The sequence below is a fragment of the Marinobacter vinifirmus genome (assembly GCF_002258215.1).
In the GTDB taxonomy this organism is placed as follows: Bacteria; Pseudomonadota; Gammaproteobacteria; order Pseudomonadales; family Oleiphilaceae; genus Marinobacter; species Marinobacter vinifirmus.
In genome coordinates, this window is the sequence record NZ_NEFY01000001.1 from 413,503 (window position 1) to 430,874 (window position 17,372).

At 60.7% G+C, this 17,372-nt stretch carries 16 protein-coding genes; 11 read left to right on the forward strand and 5 right to left on the reverse strand.

The window, feature by feature from the left end; all coding sequences use genetic code 11:
* Window positions 1-4 precede the first annotated feature (4 nt).
* From B9Q17_RS01955 to B9Q17_RS01995, 9 genes are all read left to right on the forward strand, one after another.
* Complete coding sequence (locus B9Q17_RS01955) at window positions 5-1,303, forward strand: N-acetylmuramoyl-L-alanine amidase (RefSeq protein WP_420538065.1); 1,299 nt, start codon at window positions 5-7, stop codon at window positions 1,301-1,303.
* A 20-nt stretch (window positions 1,304-1,323) separates the two neighbouring features.
* Window positions 1,324-3,213, forward strand: a complete 1,890-nt coding sequence (gene mutL / locus B9Q17_RS01960) for a DNA mismatch repair endonuclease MutL (protein ID WP_094623885.1) — start codon at window positions 1,324-1,326, stop codon at window positions 3,211-3,213.
* Window positions 3,214-3,218: 5 nt separating this feature from the next.
* Window positions 3,219-4,265, forward strand: a complete 1,047-nt coding sequence (gene miaA, locus B9Q17_RS01965) for a tRNA (adenosine(37)-N6)-dimethylallyltransferase MiaA (RefSeq protein ID WP_094623886.1) — start codon at window positions 3,219-3,221, stop codon at window positions 4,263-4,265.
* 34 nt (window positions 4,266-4,299) lie between these two features.
* Window positions 4,300-4,551 (forward strand): RNA chaperone Hfq, encoded by a 252-nt coding sequence (gene hfq, locus B9Q17_RS01970; RefSeq protein WP_022990693.1) that lies wholly within the window; start codon window positions 4,300-4,302, stop codon window positions 4,549-4,551.
* A gap of 92 nt (window positions 4,552-4,643) precedes the next feature.
* Window positions 4,644-5,945: a ribosome rescue GTPase HflX gene (gene hflX, locus B9Q17_RS01975; protein WP_227498386.1), complete on the forward strand. Its 1,302-nt coding sequence runs from the start codon at window positions 4,644-4,646 to the stop codon at window positions 5,943-5,945.
* Window positions 5,946-6,023: 78 nt separating this feature from the next.
* Window positions 6,024-7,211, forward strand: coding sequence for an FtsH protease activity modulator HflK (gene hflK / locus B9Q17_RS01980; protein WP_094623887.1), 1,188 nt, complete (start codon window positions 6,024-6,026; stop codon window positions 7,209-7,211).
* A gap of 3 nt (window positions 7,212-7,214) precedes the next feature.
* Complete coding sequence (gene hflC, locus B9Q17_RS01985) at window positions 7,215-8,090, forward strand: protease modulator HflC (protein WP_094623888.1); 876 nt, start codon at window positions 7,215-7,217, stop codon at window positions 8,088-8,090.
* Between the two features lie 172 nt (window positions 8,091-8,262).
* Window positions 8,263-9,444: an ATP phosphoribosyltransferase regulatory subunit gene (locus B9Q17_RS01990; protein ID WP_094623889.1), complete on the forward strand. Its 1,182-nt coding sequence runs from the start codon at window positions 8,263-8,265 to the stop codon at window positions 9,442-9,444.
* Window positions 9,445-9,525: 81 nt separating this feature from the next.
* Complete coding sequence (locus B9Q17_RS01995) at window positions 9,526-10,821, forward strand: adenylosuccinate synthase (protein ID WP_094623890.1); 1,296 nt, start codon at window positions 9,526-9,528, stop codon at window positions 10,819-10,821.
* Window positions 10,822-10,914: 93 nt separating this feature from the next.
* On the opposite strand, the gene cmoB is transcribed toward B9Q17_RS01995, so the two are convergent.
* From cmoB to B9Q17_RS02015, 4 genes are read right to left on the reverse strand one after another with little or no spacing between them, the layout of a single operon-like run.
* On the reverse strand, window positions 10,915-11,907 hold the full coding sequence (gene cmoB / locus B9Q17_RS02000) for a tRNA 5-methoxyuridine(34)/uridine 5-oxyacetic acid(34) synthase CmoB (RefSeq protein ID WP_094623891.1): 993 nt from the start codon (window positions 11,905-11,907) through the stop codon (window positions 10,915-10,917).
* A 21-nt stretch (window positions 11,908-11,928) separates the two neighbouring features.
* The gene (cmoA, locus tag B9Q17_RS02005) at window positions 11,929-12,687 is read right to left on the reverse strand and encodes a carboxy-S-adenosyl-L-methionine synthase CmoA (protein WP_094623892.1); all 759 of its coding nucleotides are present in this window, start codon (window positions 12,685-12,687) and stop codon (window positions 11,929-11,931) included.
* Window positions 12,680-13,048: a PA3694 family proteiin gene (locus tag B9Q17_RS02010; RefSeq protein WP_094623893.1), complete on the reverse strand. Its 369-nt coding sequence runs from the start codon at window positions 13,046-13,048 to the stop codon at window positions 12,680-12,682. Before B9Q17_RS02010 ends, cmoA begins: the two co-directional genes overlap by 8 nt.
* Before the next feature lie 20 nt (window positions 13,049-13,068).
* Window positions 13,069-14,088 carry a serine/threonine protein kinase gene (locus B9Q17_RS02015; RefSeq protein ID WP_094623967.1) on the reverse strand — a complete coding sequence of 340 codons (1,020 nt, stop codon included), beginning with the start codon at window positions 14,086-14,088 and terminating at the stop codon, window positions 13,069-13,071.
* Between the two features lie 118 nt (window positions 14,089-14,206).
* On the opposite strand from B9Q17_RS02015, the gene B9Q17_RS02020 reads away from it, so the two are divergent.
* Window positions 14,207-15,322 carry an NAD(P)/FAD-dependent oxidoreductase gene (locus B9Q17_RS02020; RefSeq protein WP_094623968.1) on the forward strand — a complete coding sequence of 372 codons (1,116 nt, stop codon included), beginning with the start codon at window positions 14,207-14,209 and terminating at the stop codon, window positions 15,320-15,322.
* Here the strand turns inward: B9Q17_RS02020 and B9Q17_RS02025 are convergent.
* Complete coding sequence (locus tag B9Q17_RS02025) at window positions 15,319-15,831, reverse strand: ComF family protein (protein ID WP_244177283.1); 513 nt, start codon at window positions 15,829-15,831, stop codon at window positions 15,319-15,321. The two genes, B9Q17_RS02020 and B9Q17_RS02025, sit on opposite strands and share 4 nt — an antisense overlap.
* 267 nt (window positions 15,832-16,098) lie before the next feature.
* On the opposite strand from B9Q17_RS02025, the gene bioB reads away from it, so the two are divergent.
* Window positions 16,099-17,166 (forward strand): biotin synthase BioB, encoded by a 1,068-nt coding sequence (bioB, locus tag B9Q17_RS02030; protein ID WP_094623895.1) that lies wholly within the window; start codon window positions 16,099-16,101, stop codon window positions 17,164-17,166.
* The last annotated feature ends 206 nt before the right edge of the window (window positions 17,167-17,372 follow it).

Genomic DNA, 17,372 nt, shown 5'->3' on the forward strand with positions numbered 1-17,372 from the left:
GATAATGACTGCAAGCCTGGCCAGCGCCGCTGCCCAGGTGGAAGGTGTGCGTATCTGGCCGGCGCCGGATCACACCCGCCTGGTGCTGGACACCGCCGGTGCAGTGGAGCACAACGTGTTTTCGTTGTCTGACCCGTCCCGGCTGGTCATCGACCTGAAAAATGTTTCCCTGAAAACCGACTTTAGCAAGGTGGACCTGGAAGGCAGCCCGATTCGCCGCATCCGCAGCGCGCGGCGAAATGGCAGCGACCTGCGCGTAGTGCTGGATCTTGCCAGTGATATCAAACCCCGAAGCTTTGCCCTGGAGCCCAACCAGCAATACGGACACCGGCTGGTGGTTGACCTGATCGACGAGAAAGGCAGCCGCATAGAGCGGGCAACCAGCCCCACTGTCACCCAGGATTCTGCAGGCAAGCGGGATATCATCGTGGTGATTGATGCCGGCCACGGTGGCGAAGACCCCGGCGCCATCGGCCCCCGGGGCACCCGTGAGAAAGACGTCGTTCTGAGGATGGCGAAAACCCTGGCAGACCTGGTTAACAAGCAGCCGGGCTTTACTGCTAAGCTGACCCGTACCGGGGATTACTACATCGGCCTGCGTAACCGCACCGTCCTGGCCCGCAAATACAACGCCGACCTGTTTGTGTCGGTGCATGCGGATGCCTTCCGCACGCCGCAACCCAGTGGAGCCTCGGTGTTTGCGCTGTCCCAGCGCGGCGCGACCAGTGAAACGGCACGGTGGCTGGCCCAGAGTGAAAACAGTTCGGACCTGATCGGCGGTGCCGGAGGTCTTTCGCTGGAAGGTCGGGACGAAATGCTGGCCGGTGTACTGCTGGATCTGTCCATGACAGCCAGCATCAATGCCAGCCTCGGTGTCGGTAGTTCGGTTCTGGGCCGGCTGGGCAACGTGGCCAAGCTGCACAAGCCCGGGGTGGAGCAGGCGGCCTTTGTGGTGCTGAAATCCCCGGATATCCCCTCGATCCTGGTCGAGGCCGGCTTTATTTCTAACCCCAAGGAAGAAAAGAACTTGGCCAGCCAGTGGTACCGCGACAAGCTGGCGAGCGCGATCATGGATGGTATTCATGAATACTTCCGGCGCACGCCGCCGCCAGGCACCCTGTTGGCCTGGCAAAAACAGAACAAGGGTAGCCCGGAAGTGAGTCAGTACCGGATTCGCCGTGGCGATACCCTGTCGGGCGTGGCCCGGCAGAATCAGACCACCGTCAGTGAGCTCATGCGCTTTAACGGCATGAGCGATGATCGTGTTATGGTAGGGCAAACCATTCGTATTCCCTCATCCTGATCAAGAGGTAGTTCCCGGTTATGCCCCACATCCAATTGCTCTCGCCCCGGCTTGCCAACCAGATAGCCGCCGGCGAGGTGGTGGAGCGCCCTGCATCCGTAGTTAAAGAGCTGGTAGAAAATGCCCTGGATGCAGGGGCCGGCCGGGTAGATATCGAGATCGAGCAGGGCGGGGTCAAGCTGATCCGGGTTCGTGATGACGGTTCCGGTATTGCCGAAGCGGACCTGCCCCTGGCCCTGAGCCGCCACGCCACCAGCAAGATCCTGACTCTGGACGACCTCGAAGCGGTGGGTACCCTCGGCTTTCGGGGTGAAGCGCTGGCCAGTATCAGCTCGGTATCCCGCCTGTCCCTGACGTCCCGAACCGAGGCGCAGGAGGCCGCTTCCCGGGTGGAAGTGGAAGGCCGGGACATGGACGCGAAAATCTCGCCGGCCGCCCATCCGGTGGGCACCACGGTGGAAGTGCGGGACCTGTTCTTCAATACCCCGGCCCGGCGCAAATTCCTGCGCACCGAAAAAACCGAATTCAACCACGTGGAAGAATGCATTCGCCGGCAGGCCCTGAGCCGTTTCGATGCCGGCTTTACCCTGCGCCACAACCAGCGGGTAGTGCAGAGCCTGAGACCGGCGGAATCGCCGCTGGATAAAGAACGGCGCATCAGTTCCCTGTGCGGCCAGCAGTTTATCGACAACGCCGTGGTGATCGATGCCGAGGCCAGTGGCCTGCGGTTGTGGGGCTGGGTGGCGCTGCCAACATTCTCCCGCTCCCAGGCGGATCTTCAGTATTTCTTCGTCAACGGCCGGGTTATTCGCGACAAGCTGGTGGCCCACGCCGTGCGCCAGGCCTACCGGGATGTACTCTACAACAACCGTCACCCGGCCTTCGTGCTGTACCTGGAAGTGGACCCGGCCACGGTGGATGTGAATGTGCACCCCACCAAGCATGAAGTTCGCTTCCGGGATGGCCGGCTGGTGCACGATTTTATTTTCCGTACCCTGCACCGGGCACTGGCCGATGTGCGCCCGGATGATCACCTGCGGGGCGCCGTGGCGCAATCGTTCGGGCGTGAGCCGGAGCCTGTTGCTGGTGCGGGTAACGACGCTCCGGCATTCCAGTCGCAGGCGCACCAGATATCCGGGCAGCCGTCGGCCTTTAGTGGTCATTTCGGGCAGGCAGGAAGCCCACAGCCGCAGCAGGAATGGAAAGCCAGCGACCAGATGGCTTTCTATAATTCCCTGAACGAGGGCGGTGGTGTGGCCACCGCATCCCGGTCTGAAGGTTTTACGCCGCAGCCCATGCCAACGCCGCCACAGGATGGCGAGGAAGAACCGCCGCTGGGTTATGCCATTGCCCAGCTGCACGGCATCTATATCCTCGCCCAGAGCCGGGCAGGGATGATCGTGGTGGATATGCACGCCGCCCATGAACGCATTACCTACGAGCGTATGAAGCGTGCGCTGGTAGAGCAGGACCTGAAAAGCCAGCCGTTGCTGGTGCCCCTGTCCCTTGCCGTCAGCCAGAAGGAAGCGGCGCTGGCGGAAACCCATGGGGAAGAATTGCAACACCTGGGCCTGCAGATTGAACGCATCGGGCCGGAAACCCTGGCGGTTCGGCAGATTCCCGCGCTGCTGCGGGGTGCCGACACTGAACAGCTGGTGCGGGATGTGCTGGCCGACCTGATCGAGCATGGCCAGAGTGACCGGGTAGAAGCCGTCACCCACGAATTGTTGGGCACCATGGCCTGCCATGGATCGGTGCGGGCCAACCGGCAGTTGACCATTCCTGAAATGAATTCCCTGCTGCGGGATATGGAAGCCACCGAACGCAGCGGCCAGTGTAACCACGGCCGGCCTACCTGGACCCTGGTGACCGTGTCCGAGCTGGACAAGCTGTTCCTCAGGGGGCGCTGATCGCCATGACCCAGCCCTCTGCCGGTGCCGGACAGCCATTGCCCTCGGCCATTTTTCTGATGGGGCCCACAGCCTCCGGTAAAACCGACCTGGCCATGGCCCTGTGTGAACGGTTGCTCTGCGAGATCATCAGTGTCGATTCCGCCATGATCTACCGCGGCATGGATATCGGCACCGCCAAGCCGAGCGCTGAAGAGCTGGCCCGGGCACCACACCGCCTGATTGATATTTGCGACCCGGCCGATACCTACTCGGCGGCGGACTTTCGCCGGGATGCACTGGCAGAAATGGCCGATATCACCCGCCGCGGGCGAATACCGCTGCTGGTGGGCGGCACCATGATGTACTTCAAGGCCTTGCTGCACGGCATGTCAGGCTTGCCCTCTGCCAGCCCGGAGTTGCGCCGGCAAATCGAACAGGAAGCCGAATCCCTTGGCTGGCAGCAACTGCATGATGAGCTTTCGGCAAAGGATCCGGTGGCGGCTGAGCTGATCCATCCCAATAATCGCCAGCGCCTGATGCGTGCCATCGAGGTGATTCGCCTGACCGGCCGGCCGATTTCTGAACTCTGGCAGGCAGAGTCGGGAACTTCTGCACAGCAACATCGGTCCGGTATTGAGGATTACACGTATTTCACCAGGTGGCAGGCAGACGAAACTGGCGACCTGCCGTATACTGTTTTCCAGTTTGCTCTGGCCCCCGAGGAGCGCAAGGTTCTTCACGAGAGAATCGAAAAACGCTTCCTGCTGATGCTGGAGTCCGGTTTTCTGGAAGAAGTCCGGAGCCTGATGGCCCGGGGAGACCTGAACCCGGAGCTGCCGTCCATGCGTTGCGTGGGCTATCGACAGGCATGGGAGTACCTGGCTGGCGATTGTGACTACGAAACCTTTGTAAACCGGGGCGTGGCGGCTACCCGCCAGCTGGCAAAGCGCCAACTTACCTGGTTGCGAAAATGGCCGGATTTGCACTGGCTGAACAGCGGTGATCCGCAAGTGGTGCTGGAAACCTTGAAAAAGTCCGGACTACCCACCACATTTAATTCTGAAAAATGACGATCTGCACTTACATATAAACAGGAGAATAAACATGTCAAAAGGGCATTCCTTACAAGACCCTTACCTCAACGCTCTGCGCAAGGAACGCATTCCGGTTTCTATCTTTCTGGTAAACGGCATCAAGCTGCAGGGCCAGATCGAATCCTTTGACCAGTTCGTAATCCTGCTGAAGAACACTGTCAGCCAGATGGTTTACAAGCACGCTATTTCTACCGTGGTACCGGCCCGCAATGTGCGTCTGCCGCAAGCGACCGTGGCAGGAGAGGAAGAGTCTGAAGACTGATACCTCCGGAGTTTCCGGTTTTAACACCCGCGTTCCAGGACAGCCCTTGAGCTGGAGTGGCCGCGGGTGTTTGTTTTTATGGAGTAGACCGAATCTTGTTTGAACGTCCTGACGTCGGAGAACGGGCGGTTCTCGTCCACATCGATTTTACCGCCCACGAAGACACTGAAGACCCGGGCGAGTTCCGGGAACTGGTTACCTCGGCCGGCGTTGAGCCGGTTGCCAGCGTAACCGGAACGCGAAAGCAGCCCAGCCCCCGGCTGTTCGTAGGGGAGGGCAAGCTGGAGGAGATCCGTGATGCGGTTGCCGCCAGCGAGGCCGACGTGGTGCTGTTTAACCACGCCCTGAGCCCCAGTCAGGAGCGCAACATCGAGCGGGAGTTGCAGTGCCGGGTACTGGACCGTACCGGGGTTATCCTGGATATCTTTGCCCAGCGCGCCCGCACCCACGAAGGCAAGCTGCAGGTAGAACTGGCTCAGCTCGAGCATATGTCGACCCGGCTGGTACGGGGCTGGACCCACCTGGAACGCCAGAAGGGCGGTATCGGCCTGCGCGGCCCGGGTGAAACCCAGCTCGAAACCGACCGCCGGCTGCTGCGTGAACGCATCAAATCCATTCACAAGCGGCTGGAAAAGGTGCGTAAACAGCGGGACCAGGGCCGGCGTGCGCGGAAGCGGGCGGATATCCCGACCCTGTCCCTGGTGGGCTACACCAATGCCGGCAAATCCACCTTGTTCAACCGGATTACAACTTCCAGCGTATATGCTGCAGACCAGTTGTTCGCAACGCTGGACCCGACCCTGCGCCGGCTGGAACTTCCGGACATAGGGCCGGTCGTAGTGGCGGACACGGTGGGCTTCATCCGGCACTTGCCTCACAAGCTGGTGGAAGCCTTCCGCGCGACGCTGGAAGAAACCATCCAGGCGACGATCCTGCTGCATGTGATCGATTGTCATGACGATCGTCGTGATGAAAACATCGAGCAGGTCGAAGAAGTGCTGGTAGAAATCGGCGCCGACGAAATTCCCCAATTGCAGGTGTTCAACAAGATTGACCTGCTGGAAGATTTCGAGCCCAGGGTAGACCGTAACGAAGAAGGTATTCCGGTGCGGGCCTGGGTATCGGCCGTCACCGGCGCCGGCCTGGATTTGCTGTTCGATGCCATTGTCGAGCGGCTGGCAGAAGACGTCGTGCATCACTTTGTTGTGCTCGGGCCGGCCGATGGCAAGCTTCGGGCATTGCTGCACGAAGCCGGCTCGGTGCTGAGTGAGGAGCATCGGGACACCGGTGAATCGGTAGTAGAAGTAAGGTTGCAGAACCGGGACTGGCAGCAACTGCTGAGCCGGGCAGGGGTGCGTGAAGACGCCATACGCCTTGAGCAGCGGAACGCCTGAATCCACCCGGCTATTGCCGGGGGCAGGATAAATCCCTAGTATTTGCAGCCATTCGATAAAACACGAACGGAGAGAACTATGGCCTGGAACGAACCGGGTGGAAACCGCAACGACAACGATCCCTGGGGGACCGGTGGTCGTCGCGGCAATGATCAGGGTCCGCCAGACCTCGACGAAGCGCTGAAAAAGGGCCTCGACAAACTCAACCGGATGCTGGGCGGCAAAGGCGGCTCTGGCTCCGGCAACAACGGCAGCAGCTCGGGCGGTAGCAGTGGTGGCTTTGGTGCCATCCTGGCGATCGCGGCGATCCTGGTGGTCGGTTACGTGATGTACCAGTCGTTCTACACCGTAGACGAACAGGAGCGCGCCGTTGTGCTGCGTTTCGGTGAATACAGCCGTACCGAGAGCCCGGGCTTGCGCTTCAAGGTGCCGTTGATCGATAACGTGTACAAGGTGCGGGTAACGAACGTACGTACTGCCCAGTCCTCCGGCCAGATGCTGACCCAGGACGAGAACCTGGTGACCGTGGATCTCCAGGTCCAGTACCGGGTTGGCGATGCCAAGGCCTACGTGCTGAACATCCGGGATTCCAACCAGGCCCTGGCCTTTGCCACCGACAGTGCCCTGCGCCATGAAGTGGGTAGTTCATCCCTGGATGACGTGCTGACCGAAGGCCGTGCCGAGCTGGCTGTACGGGTTGAACAGCGGTTGCAGAGCTTCCTGCGTGACTATGGCGCGGGTCTTGAGATCGTTCGTGTCAACGTGGAAAGCACCCAGCCGCCAGGACCGGTGCAGGACGCCTTCCGTGAAGTTCAGCGTGCCCGTGAAGACGAGCAGCGCCTGAAGGAAGAAGCGGAAACCTACCGTAACAAGATTGTTCCGGAAGCCCGCGGCCAGGCCCAGCGCATGATTGAAGAAGCCAGCGCCTACAAGGAAGAGGTGATCGAGCGGGCCCGTGGTGAAACCGCGCGTTTCAACCAGTTGCTTGCCGTGTATGAAAACGCCCCGGCGGTTACCCGTGAGCGTATGTACATCCAGGCCTTGGAACAGGTTCTGGGTAGCAGCAGCAAGATCTTTGTCGACACCGAAAGCAGCGGCAACATGATGTACCTGCCCCTGGATCGTCTGACTCAGGGTCGCCTGCCGGCGAACAGTTCCGGTAATTCCGGTTCCGGTAACCAGCAGCTTGATATCCAGACACTGACCGACCAGGTACTGCAGGAACTGCGTACCCGTCAGGACACCAACATCCGGAGGAGCAGATAAGCCATGGGACCTAAAGGTGTAGTGGGTCTTGCAGGCGCCCTTATTGTTGTCCTGCTCGTGCTGTCCAGCGTGTACATCATTCCCGAAACCCATCGGGGCGTGAAACTGCGTTTCGGTGAGTTGGTGGAAACCAATATCCAGGCAGGCATCCATTTCAAGGTGCCGGTGATCGACCAGATCCGTGAGTTCGATATCCGGGTGCTGACCATGGACCTTCCCTCCCGTCAGTACCTGACCATCGAGAAGAAGCCCCTGGACGTGGACTCCTACGTGGCCTGGAAAATCCGTGATGTGGACCAGTACTATCGGGCTACCGGTGGCGATGAGTTCCGTGCCCAGACGCTGATCCTGTCCCGCGTGGACAATGGCCTGCGTGACGAGTTCGGTATCCGCACCATGCACGAGGTGGTATCCGGCCAGCGTGATGAGCTGATGCACACCCTGCGTGACCGTGCCAACGAAACCGCCATCGCGGAATTCGGTATCGAAATCCTGGATATCCGGGTCAAGGCCATCGAACTGCCGGGCTCCGTCAGCGAGAACGTGTATCGCCGGATGGCGACCGAGCGCCATAAGCTGGCCCAGGAATTCCGTTCCCGGGGTCAGGAGCTGGCTGAAGGTATCCGTGCCGATGCGGACCGTCAGCAAACCGTTATCCTGGCAACGGCCTTTGCCGAAGCGGAGGAAACCCGCGGTGAGGGTGACGGTGAAGCCGCCCGGATCTACGCGGACTCCTACGGTGCTGACGAGGAATTCTACAGCTTTTACCGTAGCTTGCAGGCGTACCAGAACACCTTCGCCGGCAAGGATGACATCATGGTCATCGATTCCGACAGCAACTTCATGAAGTTCCTGAAGGACCCTGCCGGCGCCAACTGATGGGCCAGCAGGCACTGAAAACCGGAATACTCAGGTATTCCGGTTTTTTTGTGTCTGCCAAGGGTGTAGAATTCTGGCGGTTTTGTGCGGGTATTTTTGGCCCGCTCATCCTGAACCCTGAGTCATTCCCCCGGCACGTGGCCGGAAAGGGAAAAACGGACAACCGAATCTCATGACTGTATCTGATCGCTGGTTACTGCCAGATGGTGTCGAAGATATTCTTCCACCGCTGGCCGGACAGATCGAATCCCTGCGCCGGGAAGTAATGGACACCTGCCAGCGTTGGGGCTACCAACTGGTAATTCCCCCGCTGATCGAATATCTCGAGTCCCTGTTTACAGGCACCGGACACGACCTGGAACTGCAAACCTTCAAGCTTACCGACCAGCTGACTGGCCGGATGATGGGTGTGCGCGCCGATATGACGCCCCAGGCCGCCCGCATTGATGCACATACCCTGGGCCAGGACGGTATTACCCGTCTGTGCTACGCCGGCCATGTTCTGCATACCCGCCCGCGCCACATGCTGACCGGCCGTACGCCGATCCAGGCCGGTTGCGAACTGTTTGGCAGTGCCTCTGAATCTGCAGACCTGGAAGTGATCAGCCTGATGCTGGAGGCCCTCCGGGTGGCTGGCCTGCCCCGGGTGCACCTGGACCTTGCCCATGTTTCCATCTACGAAAGTCTGATCTCTGCGGCCGGCTTTGACAAAGACACCGAAGCCTCGGTGTTTGATGCCATGGCGCGCAAGTCGGTGCCTGAACTGGATGAACTGTTGGGCGATTGCGCCGAAGGCTCAGCCGGTGCGCGCCTGCGCAAGCTGGCTCGGGTAAACGGTGGCGTGGAAGCGCTGGATGAGGCCCGCAGTATTCTGGGTGGCGCTTCCGATGCGCTGGATGCTGCCCTGGACCAGTTGTCCCGGGTGGCAGACATGCTGCAGAGGGACTATCCGGAAGTGAGCCTTGGGTTCGATTTCTGCGAGCTTCGCGGCTACAACTATCACACCGGCCTGGTATTTGCCGCCTATGTGCCCGGCCATGGCGACTCGGTTGCCAAGGGTGGTCGCTACGACGCTATCGGCAGCGATTTCGGCCGCGCCCGGCCGGCAACCGGTTTCAGCCTGGATATCCGGGCCCTGGTGGCACTGGGGCAGCGCTCTGTGCAGCGTCCGGGCTCTGTCTGGGCACCGGCAGATACCGATCCTGCCCTGGAGCAGGCGGTCGCCGCGCTTCGGGCAACCGACACCGTCATTCGGGCACTGCCTGAAGATGCACACACCGATCCGGCCTCAAAGGGCTGCGACCGGCAACTGGTCAAGCGTGACGGCCAGTGGATTCTGGAAGCTCTGGGCTGAGACATCGCCCGTTGCTTGCTGATATTTTCGCGTAAATTTGCAAGGCGCCTGCCTCCGGGCTGCCTGATGTGAGAGAGAATCATGGGTAAAAATGTAGTTGTGCTGGGCACCCAGTGGGGTGATGAAGGCAAGGGCAAGATTGTCGACCTTCTGACAGACAAGGTGTCTGCCGTGGTACGGTTCCAGGGTGGCCATAACGCCGGTCATACCCTGGTAATCGATGGCAAGAAGACCGCGTTGCACCTGATTCCGTCCGGTATTCTGCGTAAGGACGTCCAGTGCCTGATCGGTAACGGCGTGGTTCTGTCGCCGGAAGCCCTGCTCAAGGAAGTCCGTGAACTGGAAGCTAACGGTGTGCAGGTTCGTCAGCGCCTGAAGATCAGCCTGGCCTGCCCGATTATCCTGCGTACCCATGTTCGTATCGACCAGGCCCGCGAGCGCGCCAAGGGTAACGACAAGATCGGCACCACCGGTCGTGGTATCGGCCCTGCCTACGAAGACAAGGTATCCCGTCGCGGCGTACGTGTCGGCGATCTGTGCAACAAGGCCGACTTTGAAGCCAAGCTGCGCGAGATCATGTCTTACCACAACTTCGTGCTGACCGAGTACTTCAAGGAAGAAGCGGAAGATATCGATGCGGCCCTGGAAGAACTGATGCAGATGGCGGAGGAAATCCTGCCCATGTCTGCCGACGTAACCGACATCCTGCACGACTACCGCAAGCGTGGCGAGCATATCCTGTTCGAAGGTGCCCAGGGTTCGCTGCTGGATATCGACCTGGGTACCTACCCATACGTAACGTCGTCCAACACCACCGCGGGCGGCACCGCCACCGGTTCCGGTTTTGGTCCGCTTTACCTGGACTACGTACTCGGTATTACCAAGGCTTACACAACCCGCGTGGGCTCCGGTCCGTTCCCCACCGAGCTGTTTGATGCCATGGGTGAGCACCTGGCCGTGAAGGGTAATGAAGTGGGCACCACCACGGGTCGCTCCCGCCGCTGTGGCTGGTTTGACGCCGTGGCCCTGCGCCACGCGATCCAGATTAACAGTGTGTCCGGCATCTGCCTGACCAAGCTGGACGTTCTGGACGGCCTGGAAACGGTAAAGGTATGCGTGGGTTACAAAACGCCGAACGGCGAGATTACCCGTCCGCCGATTGGCTGTGACAGCTACGTTGACATCGAGCCGGTGTATGAAGAGCTGCCGGGCTGGAGCGACAGCACTGTGGGCCTGACCAGCGTCGACCAGTTGCCGGAGAACGCCAAGGCGTACATCCGCTTCCTGGAAGAGCAGATTGAGGCGCCGATCGACATCATCTCTACCGGTCCGGACCGTATTGAGACCATTACCCTGCGCCATCCTTTCGGGGAGTAACGGCCAGGAGTAAAAAAAACCGCCTGCAGCGAGAGCTTCAGGCGGTTTTTTCGTTTCTTTTCCTGGCTTTTCCTTTCAGGGGGGGGGCAGGCTTCAGGGCTTTTCAGCGATGATGGTTGCCCGCTTTGGCCCCGGGTAGCCTTCGATGGTTTTCGAGGGATCGTCCGGGTCCAGGAAATCTTTCAGGGAATTGAAGCGCATCCAGTCGGTACTGCGCTGCTCATCGGTGGTGGTGTCGCTGACATCCACCACCCGGGCATTGCGGAAACCGGTGCGGTCGAGCCAGCGCAGAAGGGTGGGGCAGCTGGGCAGGAACCAGACGTTGCGCATCTGCCCGTAGCGGTCTTCCGGCATCAGGCTGTAGCCCTCCGGGCCGTCCACCACCAGTGTTTCCAGCACCAGTTCGCCGCCCCGGCGCAGGGTCCCTTTCAGCTCCAGCAGGTGATCCAGCGGCGAGCGGCGGTGATACAGCACGCCCATAGAGAAGGTGGTATCGAACAGCTCCAGGTTCTCCGGCAGGTCTTCCATACGCACTGGAAGCAGGTCGACCGGTACGTTGTCCAGATACCCCTTCATCGCCAGGAACTGGAACATGAACAGCAGGCCCGGATCGATACCCACCACCCGCCTTGCCCCGGCCCCGGCCATACGCCAGCAGTGATAGCCGGAGCCGCAGCCCACATCCAGGATGGTGCGCCCGTTCAGGTCCGCCAGGTGCGGTGCCACACGGTCCCATTTCCAGTCTGAACGCCATTCGGTATCAATGTGGGTGCCGAAAAACTCGAACGGGCCTTTGCGCCAGGGCATCAGGCCGCGCAGGCCCTGCTCAAGGCGTTCCGCCTGTTCCGGAGAAAGAGGCTCTGGGCCTGACACCGACACCGCAGAGGTGTTGAGGTCGACGGTGGCATCAGTCACCGATGGCAGTGCGTCAAGGGCGGCCTGCCAGCGGGCCATGTCGCCGTGGGGATTGTCTTCAAAACGGCTGACCAGCCGGCCGGTGAGCACGCTGGCCCAGGCCTGTTGGTGCTCGCCATTGAGGTAGTTCAGGAACGGAGTGAAATGGTTACGCCAGTCGAAAGCTGCCATGGGTCTTGGTCGGTCTCGGAATCAGGGGTTCTTGATGGCCAGCATGGAGACAAAGTTGAAGCACTGGTACCACACCAGTACCTGGTCAAAGCCGGCGTTCATGAGTCGTTCGCGGTGGGCTGACAGGGTTTCCGGGATCAGCACGTTTTCAATGGCGGACCGCTTCTGGCTGATTTCCAGGTCGGAGTATCCGTTAGCTCGCTTGAATTCATGGTGCAGGCGGGTCTGGGTATCCTGCTCGGAGTCTGCTTCAAAGCGGATTTTTTCCGACAGGATCAGCACGCCGCCCGGCAGGGTGGCATCGGCAATGCGGGTCAACAGATCCAGCCGCTGTTCGGGCGGCACAAACTGCAAGGTGAAATTGAGGGTGGTTACCGAGGCCTGGCTCAGTTCCGTCGCCAGAATGTCTTCGCACCGGAGGGTGACCGGCAGTTCGTGGTCATCCAGGGCAATGTAATGTTCGCAGCGCTCGATCATTGCGCCGGAGTTGTCCACGCCCACCAGGGTGCAGTCACCGTAGGGAATGCCGTGGCGCATGGCCAGTGTGGATGCGCCCAGGGAACAGCCCAGGTCGTAGCAGTGGGAACCCGGTTGCACGTACTGCTCGGTGATCACTTCGATCATCGGAATAATGGTGGTGTAGCCGGGCACCGATCGGCGGATCATGTCCGGGAATACGCGGGCAACCGAGGCATCAAAGCGGAAGTCTTCCGGATTGCGTTCCGTGGCAAACAGGCGGTCGGTCAGTTGCTCCGGTTGTGTCGGCTTGCGGTCACTCATTGCCGGCTTCTCCGGCGGGTTCGGAGGCCAGGTCCTTGTCGGTGGGTGAAGGCCGCTGGCAGCGGATACCGCGATTCTTGTAGTCCACCAGGATGCCCCGGAAAGACGGGTCCACATCGGCAGCAATGGCCAGGTAACCGTTATCACACACCGCATGCAACTCGGAGGACTTGCGGGACATCCGGAATTCCTCGCCCGGCTTGACGTGGATGGCCTGAAAGTCGCCCACCGGCACATGGTCCTTGTTGTCCGAGTGGTCGATGCGGCCGCTGGCTTCCAGCACCAGTACGGTGCCCACCACAGCCACCAGGGCGGTGACAATCAGGCTGCGCACGGAATAACGGTTTTCGTTGTCGCTCATTGCTTACCTCTTTACGAAATTCAGTATTGCCCGGGCAGGGAAATAGCAGGCTCCTGCAGGGCCGACAGTTGCTCACGCAATGCCAGGACCTGGTCGGACCAGAAACGGGGCTGGGCAAACCAGGGGAAGAACCGGGGGAAGGCAGGGTCTTCCCAGCGCCGTGCCAGCCAGGCGCAGTGGGCGATCTGCCGATAACAGCGCAAGGGTTCGATCAGGTGCCGCTCCCGCCGGTTGAAGTCCCGGAACATTTCATAGCCTTCCAGCAGCTCGCCTAGCTGGCTGCCCCTTTCCGTGGCCTCGCCGTTCAGCAGCAGCCACATATCCTGTACCGCGGGGCCGGTGCGGCAGTCATCCAGGTCGACAAACAGCATGGTTTCGTCACGACACAGGATGTTGCCGGCGTGGCAGTCTCCGTGAATGCGCAGGGTGTCGACAACACCGGCCTCTTCGATCCGCTGCTGGCAGCCCCTGACCAGGTCCGGAATCAGGCTGTCCCATGCCGGCCGAAGATCGTCGGGCACCCAGCCACCATCAATCAGCAGGGCATTATGATCCTGAATGCCTTGCACCAGATCAAAGCCGGGGCGGTGCTGAAAGTTTTTGATGGCGCCCAGGTTGTGGATCTGGCCCAGCCACTGGCCGAGACGATACAGGGTGTCGGTAATGCTGGTGTCCGGCGCCTGTCCGCCCCGCTGGGGGAACACCGCGAACCGGAAGTCGGCATGCCGGCCAAGGGATTCGCCGTTCTCCATGATCATGGGGGCGATGACCGGAATGTCTGCGGCCTGCAGCTCCAGGGAAAACTCGTGTTCTTCCATAATCGCTGCATCTGACCAGCGTCCCGGCCGGTAAAACTTGGTGATCACCGGCGGCCCATCTTCCAGCCCTACCTGGTACACCCGGTTTTCATAGCTGTTCAGGGCGAACAGGCGGCCACTGACTTCAAAACCGGCGTCTTCCATGGCGTCCAGGATCACTTCGGGTGTGAGACTGTCGTAAGGGTGGGTAGACGCGGCTATGTCTGAAGACTCGGTGTTCATAAGGCCCAACTGGAAGCAGGATTTGGCGCAAAGTATACCTGTTATGGGGGCTGAGGTAATGCAACGGCCCGCTAACTGCGGTAATTTCTGCAGTCCGTGCCGGAAAGCAGGAATGGGTGTGAGCGAAGACAGTTACAAGGTACAAACGGTGGTGATCGGCGCCGGTGTGGTGGGGCTGGCGATTGCCCGCGAGCTTGCCGCTAGCGGGCGGGAAGTCATCGTTCTGGAAGCGGGCCCCCGTTTTGGTGAAGGCATTTCTTCCCGAAACAGCGAGGTTATCCACGCCGGCCTCTACTATCAGCAGGATTCCCTGAAGGCCCGCTTCTGCGTGCGTGGCCGCCAACTGCTGTATGACTACTGCCGGAGCCACAAGGTCGGCCACCGCAAGTGTGGTAAGTGGATCATCGCCACAGACGCGGCCCAGAGCGAAAAGCTGGCTGGCATTCGTGAACAGGCGGCCCTGAATGGCGTTTCGTTGCAGCTGGCAGACGGCCAGGAGATCACCCGGAAACTTCCGGTTATTAATGCCGAAGCTGGTCTTTGGTCACCGGAAACCGGCATTGTCGACAGCCATGGCCTGATGTTGTCCTTGCTGGGGGCGCTGGAAGACTCTGGTGGCCAGCTGGTGCTCAACAGCCCGGTGACGGCCGTTTGCTCGGACGGCCCGCTCCATACCCTGACCGTTGGTGGAGCTGCAGGCGTAACCCTGCAGGCCCGGGAAGTGGTCAATGCCGCAGGCCTCGGCGCTCCGGCCCTGGCCGGTAGCTGGCAGGGCTTGCCGGATACTGCCCGCCCCCGACAATGGCTGGCCCGGGGCGTTTACTTCAGCTACAACGGCAAGCATCCTTTCGACAGCCTGATTTATCCGTTGCCAGAACCGGGTGGCCTGGGCGTGCACCTGACCCTAGACCTGGCGGGCCAGGCGCGCTTTGGCCCGGACGTAGAGTGGATTGATTCCGAAGATTACACCGTGAACCCGGAGCGGGTGCATCGCTTTGTGGAAGGTATCCGGGCCTGGTGGCCGGGCATGGACGCCGGTCGCCTGCAACCCGCCTACGCCGGCATTCGCCCCAAGCTTACCGGCCCTGAGGGCGGCTTCTTCGATTTCCGCATCGATGGCCCGCAGCAACATGGCCTGGCCGGGCTGGTTAACCTGTTCGGCGTAGAGTCCCCGGGGCTCACGTCCAGCCTGGCCATCGCCGGGTATGTGAAATCGTTGCTTGCGGATACCTAACCCGGAGTTCGTGCCAGGGCCCAGACCTGAATATCCCGGGCACCGGCGTCGCGGAGCGCATCAGCCAGCAGCTTCGCCGTTGCCCCGGTGGTCACCACGTCATCCACTATGGCGACCCGCGCCGGCACCGGCCCGCACACCTCAAAAACCCCCGCCAGGTTGACCAGCCGTTCGGCCCGGTTCAGTTTCCGCTGGGCCGTTACCCGCCGTCGACGCCGAACCACATCGCCTGCCACCGGAATATCCAGCTGTGAACCGACGAACTCGGCGATATCCAGGGCCTGGTTGAAGCCTCTCTGCCACCTGCGTGACCAGTGCATGGGGGCGGGAATAAGGGCATCGGGCCGTTGATCGGCAGCCAGTTGTTGTTCGACAAACTCGCTGAAGCCGGCCAGAAGTGGCCGCACAAACTTTCGGTGGCCGTTGTACTTGTAGCGGCCGATCATGCCGTCTACCGGGAACTGGTAGCGCCAGGGAATCAGTGCGCGGGAAAAGGGTGGTTTTGTCACCTGGCATTCCCCGCACTGGAGTCCGGGGCTGGCAAAGGGCAGCGGCAACGCACAGGTGTGGCAGGCCCAGCGAATGGCTGGAAGGTCGTCCCGACAGCCCTGGCACAACCCGAAGCTGGCATGGGGCGAAAGACAGGTGACACAGCGGCCACCCTGTTTTGTGCTGTTAACCTTTTGGCTGATCAAGGTTGACAGCGATTTCAGTCCGTTTATCATCGCGGTTTATCCGTAAACCAAAAACCTTGCGAAGGTTAACAGGACTTTGCCATGACCGCTACTGCCCTCCGTCACGACTGGACGCTTCAGGAAGCCCGGGATCTTTTCAACTTGCCGTTCAACGATTTGCTGTTCCGCGCCCAGACGGTTCACCGGGAGCATTTCGACCCCAACGAAGTGCAGGTCAGCACCCTGTTGTCGATCAAAACCGGCGCCTGCCCGGAGGACTGCAAGTACTGCCCCCAGAGCGGTCATTACAACACCGGGCTGGAAAAGGAAAAGCTGCTGGAAATCGAAAAAGTTGTCGCAGAAGCCCGCGCAGCCAAAGAGAAGGGCGCGTCCCGGTTCTGCATGGGTGCCGCCTGGCGTAGCCCGTCCAGGAAAGACATGCCGTATGTGCTGGATATGGTAAAGCAGGTGAAATCCCTGGGCATGGAAACCTGCATGACCCTGGGCATGCTGAAAGAGGAGGAGGCCCGGGAGCTGGCTGACGCCGGACTGGATTACTACAACCACAACCTGGACACCTCCGAGAAGTACTACAACCACATCATCACCACCCGAACCTACCAGGATCGGCTGGATACCCTGGATAACGTGCGCAAGGCCGGCATGAAGGTGTGCTGCGGCGGCATTATGGGTATGGGCGAAGACGAAGACGACCGGGTAGGGCTGCTGGTTCAGCTCGCGAACCTGCCCCAGCATCCGGAGAGTGTGCCGGTGAATATGCTGGTGAAAGTGAAGGGCACGCCGCTGGAGAATGTAGACGACCTGGACCCCTTCGAGTTTGTTCGGATTATCGCGGTGGCGCGGATTCTGATGCCGGCGTCCCATGTTCGCTTGTCTGCGGGGCGGGAGCAGATGAATGAGCAGATGCAGGCGCTGTGCTTTATGGCGGGTGCCAACTCCATCTTCTACGGCGAGAAACTTCTGACCACGTCCAACCCTGAGGCGGATGCGGATATGCAGTTGTTCCGTAAGCTGGGTATCCGGCCGGAGCAGCGGGAGCAGTGTGCTACGGAGGAACAGGAGGTGGAGGCGCTGTCTGATGCCGTCGAGTATGAGGCGACGCGGCATCTGTTCTATGACGCGAGTCGGGAGTCGGCTGCCTCAGTCTGACTTTGGTCTTGGCCTTTCACCGGGGCTCACGGTGGAGATCCGCAGGGCGGGGTCCCCTTTCCGGGACTCGCTCAAGACGTCCCTGTGCGCTCAGGTCGGGCCATCCATGGCCCTCTATGGTCCCGGAAAGGGGACCCCGCCCCGCGGCCAGTAAACCTGGGCGATTGTGACCCTGCAGGCTACGCCCCAAGTGAGCGGCGAACCGG